This window comes from Synechococcus sp. BA-120 BA3, from assembly GCF_034931285.1.
In the GTDB taxonomy this organism is placed as follows: Bacteria; Cyanobacteriota; Cyanobacteriia; order PCC-6307; family Cyanobiaceae; genus Cyanobium.
On the sequence record NZ_JAYGHZ010000137.1, the window covers coordinates 1 to 2,296 of the forward strand.

3 protein-coding genes and 1 pseudogene are annotated in these 2,296 nt (G+C 72.8%); all 4 read left to right on the plus strand.

The window, feature by feature from the left end; genetic code table 11:
* Positions 1-188 (plus strand): annotated as a pseudogene (locus VB737_RS06495) (DUF4912 domain-containing protein); the annotation flags it as partial.
* On the plus strand, positions 188-397 hold the full coding sequence (locus tag VB737_RS06500; RefSeq protein WP_500312112.1) for a DUF8677 family protein: 210 nt from the start codon (positions 188-190) through the stop codon (positions 395-397). The pseudogene VB737_RS06495 and the gene VB737_RS06500, both read left to right, overlap by 1 nt.
* Before the next feature lie 161 nt (positions 398-558).
* On the plus strand, positions 559-1,935 hold the full coding sequence (locus tag VB737_RS06505; protein WP_500312116.1) for a phospholipase D-like domain-containing protein: 1,377 nt from the start codon (positions 559-561) through the stop codon (positions 1,933-1,935).
* A 17-nt stretch (positions 1,936-1,952) separates the two neighbouring features.
* Positions 1,953-2,213 (plus strand): hypothetical protein, encoded by a 261-nt coding sequence (locus VB737_RS06510; RefSeq protein ID WP_500312114.1) that lies wholly within the window; start codon positions 1,953-1,955, stop codon positions 2,211-2,213.
* Positions 2,214-2,296 lie beyond the last annotated feature (83 nt).

Genomic DNA, 2,296 nt, shown 5'->3' on the forward strand with positions numbered 1-2,296 from the left:
AGGTGCCCCTCTCGGCCGACGGCACCTTCCGGGTGCAGGTGCCCTTCCGCGACGGCCAGCAGCTCTACCCGATCGAGGCCCTGGCGGCCGATGGCGAGCAGAAGCGCAGCATCACCATGGAGTTCCGCCGCTCCACGCCGGAAGACAACAGCAACCCCGCCAGCCAGGCCGTCGCCGAGTGGTTCTGATGCAGAACACCGCCACCGGCTCCAACCGCGGCCTGCTCAAGGCGGTCGTGGCCTTCACCCCCCTGGCCGGCTCGATCCTGTTCCCCCTGGTGGTGCCGATCCTGATGCTGCGGGTCAGCATCTCCGCCGGCGTGATCGCCGCGGTGGTGATCGGCAGCCTCTGGTTCGCCGTCATGCTGCGCACCTCGGAGATGCCCGGCCACCACTGAGGCCTGGCTGGGGCTGCGGCTCCCCGCCGGTGGGGCATCGGCGTGCTGTCCCCCGCCGGGAAGGCTGAAGGAGCGGACCCCGACGCCCCCGCCAGCCCGTGGCCCCTCTCGCCCTCCTTTCCCGACTCCGGCTGGCCCAGCGGCCCCTGCTCGCCCTGGCCATGGCCGGACTGCTCGGGGGCTGCGGCCCCGCACCGGCCGCCCTGAGCGGCGCCGACCACCGGGCCCTTCCCCTGCCGCCGGGCATCCGGGTGGCCTTCAACCACCGCGGCGACAGCCGCTACCGCAGCCCGGTCAGCGGCCAGTGGCGCCAGGGGGATGACCTGGAGGCCCTGCTGCTGGAGAGCATCCGCGAGGCACGCCAGGAGATCCTGGTGGCGGTGCAGGAGCTCTCCCTGCCGGCGGTGGCGGAGGCCCTGGTGGAACGTCACCGCCGCGGGGTACGGGTGCGGGTGGTGCTCGAGAACCTCTACAGCACCCCCTGGAGCCAGCAGCATCCCGTCGATCTGCCGCCCCACCAGCGCCATCGCCAGCAGCAGCTGGCCGCCCTCGGCCAGGGGGACGCCGTCGCCGTGCTGCAGCGGGCGGGGGTGCCGCTGCTCGATGACACCGCCGACGGCAGCCGCGGCAGCGGCCTGATGCACCACAAGTTCCTTGTCGTCGACGGCCGGGTGGTGGTGACCGGCTCGGCCAACTTCAGCCCCTCCTGCATCCACGGCGATGCGGGCGCACCCAGCACCCGCGGCAACGTCAACCACCTGCTGCGCTTCGACAGCCCCGCCCTGGCCGGGGTGTTCGCCGCCGAGTTCGCCCGGCTCTGGGGTGATGGCCCCGGCGGCCGGCCCGACAGCCGCTTCGGCATCGCCAAGGAGGCCGGCGGCGCCCAGGTGGTCGATGTGGCCGGCACGCCGGTGGAGGTGCTGTTCTCCCCCCACCGCCGCCGCGACCCCAACCACGGCCTGGCCTGGCTCGAAACCCAGCTGGCCGGTGCCGGCCGGCGCCTCGATCTGGCCCTGTTCGTCTTCTCGGGCCAGAACCTGGCCGACCGGCTGCAGGAGCTCCATGGCCGGGGCGTGAAGCTGCGCCTGCTGGCGGATCCGGGCTTCGCCAACCGGGCCTTCAGCGAAACCCTCGACCTGCTCGGCGTGACCCTGCCCGACCAGGACTGCCGCATCGAGGCGGACAACCGGGCCTGGAGCACGCCCCTGGAAGGGGTGGGCACACCCCGGCTGGCGGTCGGCGACAAGCTGCACCACAAGTTCGCCGTGATCGACGGCCGCGAGGTGATCACCGGCAGCTTCAACTGGAGCCCCTCAGCCGCCTTCCAGAACGACGAGACCCTGCTGCTGATCCGCTCGCCCCTGCTGGCCCGCCATTTCGAAGCGGAGATCGACCGCCTCTGGCGCGGGGCCGAACTGGGCATCAGCGGCCGTCTCGCCCGCCGCATGGAGCAGCGCCGGCGCAGCTGCGGCAGCGGCAGCGAACGGCCCTCCGCCGCCGGTGGGTCGGCGATGGCGGCGCCGTCTACGATCCGTTGACGCGTAGCAATCGATCCATGGACCCGGTGTCCGGCTCCGTCTCCACCCCCAGCTCCCGCGAGGTCACCCCGCGCCTGGACGCCATCAACCTGATGCTGCGGGACCTGCACACCCGCCACGACGAGATCCGCCACCGGGCCGCCTTCCGGGGCTGCACCAGTGAGCTGCTGACCCTGCAGCAGGAACTGGTCGACTACCTGCTCAGCAAGAAGAACGCCCTGCAGGGGGCCGAGAACGGCAGCCCCGAGGAAGGCCTCAACTACAACTCCTTCACCTGAGCGCGCCCGCCACAGCCCCTGGCGCCCGGGTGCTGGTGGTGGGGGCTGGCCCCGCCGGTGCCAGCCTGGCCCTGCTCCTGGCC